Source organism: Streptomyces bohaiensis (assembly GCF_012033785.1).
Classification (GTDB): Bacteria; Actinomycetota; Actinomycetes; order Streptomycetales; family Streptomycetaceae; genus Streptomyces; species Streptomyces bohaiensis.
Genome location: NZ_JAAVJC010000386.1, coordinates 1 through 3,361, shown reverse-complemented (window position 1 = coordinate 3,361; position 3,361 = coordinate 1). Strand labels below are relative to the sequence as shown.

The window sequence follows — 3,361 nt, the reverse complement described above, 5'->3', positions numbered from 1 at the left end:
GCCCGGGCGTGCGGCGTGCGGCGTGCGGCGTGCGGCGTGCGGCGTGCGGCGTGCGGCGTGCGGCGTGCGGCGTGCGGCGTGCGGCGTGCGGCGGCAGTCTCCGGACCCCCCGCGGAACCGACCCGCGGTCTCGCATAGTGAAACCCGCGCGGCACGGGAGCCCGGGCAGGGGATACCCTGGCGTGGATGCGAAGCGTGACGATGCTCCTCCTTAGCCGCCGCGGCGAGGGTCTTCCGTAACGGACCGACCCCCTCCCCGCGGAGTCGGTCGTGCCGTCGGTCCTCAGAGCCCTCCCTGGTAGGAGACCAGCACCATGGCCGCACAGACGCCGGACCCGTCCGCATCGCCCGCCTCCCCCGCCGTACCGGTGACCGCCACCGGCCGTCCCGGTACACCGCAGACCAACGGCACCGCCCGGCAGCGCCCCTCGGGGATGCCCGCCCATCGGTACGCGCCGTACGAGAGCGTGGAGCTGCCCGACCGGAGCTGGCCGAACCGCCGGATCACCCAGGCCCCCCGCTGGCTCTCCACCGACCTGCGCGACGGCAACCAGGCGCTGATCGACCCCATGTCGCCCGCGCGTAAGCGCGAGATGTTCGATCTGCTGGTCCGCCTGGGCTACAAGGAGATCGAGGTCGGGTTCCCCGCCTCCGGCCAGACCGACTTCGACTTCGTCCGCTCCATCATCGAGAGCGACGCGATCCCCGACGACGTCACCATCTCCGTGCTGACCCAGGCCCGCGAGGAGCTGATCGCCCGCACCGTGGAGTCCCTGGTCGGCGCCCGCAACGCCACCGTGCACCTCTACAACGCCACCGCCCCCGTCTTCCGCCGGGTGGTCTTCCGGGGCGGCAAGGACCAGATCCGGCAGATCGCGGTCGACGGCACCCAGCTGGTGATGGAGTACGCCGAGAAGCTGCTCGACGACCGCACCACCTTCGGCTACCAGTACAGCCCGGAGATCTTCACCGACACCGAGCTGGACTTCGCCCTGGAGGTCTGCGAGTCGGTCATGGACGTGTGGCAGCCGGAGCCCGGCCGGGAGATCATCCTCAACCTGCCGGCGACGGTGGAGCGTTCCACGCCCTCCACCCACGCGGACCGCTTCGAGTGGATGTCGCGCAACCTGTCCCGCCGGGAGCTGGTCTGCCTCTCCGCCCACCCCCACAACGACCGCGGCACCGCCGTCGCCGCCGCCGAACTGGCCGTCATGGCCGGCGCAGACCGCGTCGAGGGCTGCCTGTTCGGCCAGGGCGAGCGCACCGGCAACGTCGACCTGGTCACCCTGGGGATGAACCTCTTCTCCCAGGGTGTCGACCCGCAGATCGACTTCTCCCGCATCGACGACATCCGGCGCACCTACGAGTACTGCAACCAGATGGACGTCCACCCCCGCCACCCCTACGTCGGCGACCTCGTCTACACCTCCTTCTCCGGCTCCCACCAGGACGCCATCAAGAAGGGGTTCGAGGCGCTGGCCGCGGATGCCGCCGACCGCGGTGTCGACGTCGCAGACATGCCGTGGGAGATGCCCTACCTGCCGATCGACCCCAAGGACGTGGGCCGCACCTACGAGGCGGTCATCCGCGTCAACTCGCAATCCGGCAAGGGCGGCATCGCGTACGTGCTGAAGAACGACCACGCGCTGGACCTGCCGCGCCGGATGCAGGTGGAGTTCTCCCGCATCATCCAGGAGCGGACCGACGCCCAGGGCGGCGAGGTCACCCCCGCCCAGATCTGGCAGGCGTTCGCCGACGAGTACCTGCCCACCCCCGAGCGCCCCTGGGGCCGTATCCAGCTGCGTTCCGCCCAGGGCTTGGCCATGGGCGAGGACGGCCGGGACCGCCTGACGGTCGGCGCCGTGGTCGACGGCGCGTCCACCACCCTCGAGGGCACCGGCAACGGCCCCATCGCCGCGTTCTTCGACGCGCTGGCCGCGGTCGGCGTCATCGACGAGGACGTACGGCTGCTCGACTACGTCGAGCACACCATGAGCGAGGGCGCCGGCGCCAAGGCGGCCGCCTACATCGAGTGCGCCATCGGCGAGCAGGTCCGGTGGGGCGTCGGCATCGACGACAACATCGTGATGGCGTCGCTGAAGGCCGTCGCCTCCGCGGTCAACCGCGCGGCACGCTGAGCGCGACCGGGGTGGGCGCGCACGCGCCCACCCCGGTGACCCGGCCCCGTGCGGCCCGGCGTTCCACCCACCGGCCGCGACTACCGGCCCGGGCCGCTCCCCCGCCCCGCCCGCCCCGTGCGCCCGGCCCGCACCGACCGTTCCCCTCACCACCGAACGGATCCGGACGACCACACGCCGGAACCCACCTTTGTCCTCCCCGGGTACTGACGCCGCCGCGCACCTGTGGCTAACATCACCCCACTGCGGCAGCGTCGCCGACATGTGACGGAGGTACGGGCGTGGCGCACTCCCGACGAAGGACCGGACTGACGTGGGTCGCCGGGGTCCGCACCGTGTGGCGAGTCGTGGCGGACGGCGAGTTCTACTGCCCGGACTGCGGCGGGGACCGCTGCTACCAGCGACTGGAGGGCCGGCGCCGGCTGACGGTCCTCGGAATGCCGTTGCTGCCGCGCGGCACCGCGGTACCGGTGATCGAGTGCTCCTTCTGCCGGAACCGCTTCACCCTCCAGGCGCTCTCCGCCCCCACCACCGTCCGGCTCTCGCTGATGCTCCGCGACGCCGTGCAGACCATCGCCCTCGCCGTCCTGGCCGCCGGCGGCACCGAGTCGCGCGCCGCGCGCGAGGCGGCCGTCGACTCCGTGAGGACCGGCGGGCACCCCGACTGCACCGAGGAACGGCTGCTCACGCTGCTCGCCGTGGTCGGCGCGGAGGGCGACGACGCGTTGGAGAACGAACTGCGCTCGACCCTGGCGCCGTTGGCGCCGCACCTGGCCACCGTCGGCCGGGAGACCCTGCTCCGCGACGCCGCACGCATCGCCCTCGCCGACGGCCGGTACCTCGCCGCGGAGAGCGCGGCGCTCGCGGAGATCGGCAACGCACTGGCACTGGCGCCCACCGACACCGAACGGCTGCTCACCGAGGCGGGCCAGGGGGTCTGAGGGCGCGGGGGCCCACGCCGAGCGCGGGGCCCCACGCCGGGCGCGCGACGCCGGCTACGGCTTCCGTCGTGTCGTCGGGAACGCCCGCGTCCAGCCGGGTAGGGGGGCGCCCCTCCGCGGTGCAGCTGACCGCATGCGACGCACCGAGCCGATCCGACGCGGGGCCCCACACACGCTTGATGCGGGGTCCCACACACGCTGTGAGCCCCGCAGCCGCGCGGGCCCCGGACGCCGGCGCGGCGTGGCGTGCCACGGCGACCGCCGGCTGCCGCAGTGCGGCGA

At 73.2% G+C, this 3,361-nt stretch carries 2 protein-coding genes; both read left to right on the top strand.

Translation table 11 applies throughout. The features are described from left to right. Positions 1–314: 314 nt before the first annotated feature. Positions 315–2,138: a 2-isopropylmalate synthase gene (gene leuA / locus HCN52_RS23000; protein ID WP_168090355.1), complete on the top strand. Its 1,824-nt coding sequence runs from the start codon at positions 315–317 to the stop codon at positions 2,136–2,138. Between the two features lie 281 nt (positions 2,139–2,419). After that, the gene (locus tag HCN52_RS22995) at positions 2,420–3,079 is read left to right on the top strand and encodes a TerB family tellurite resistance protein (protein ID WP_312876847.1); all 660 of its coding nucleotides are present in this window, start codon (positions 2,420–2,422) and stop codon (positions 3,077–3,079) included. The last annotated feature ends 282 nt before the right edge of the window (positions 3,080–3,361 follow it).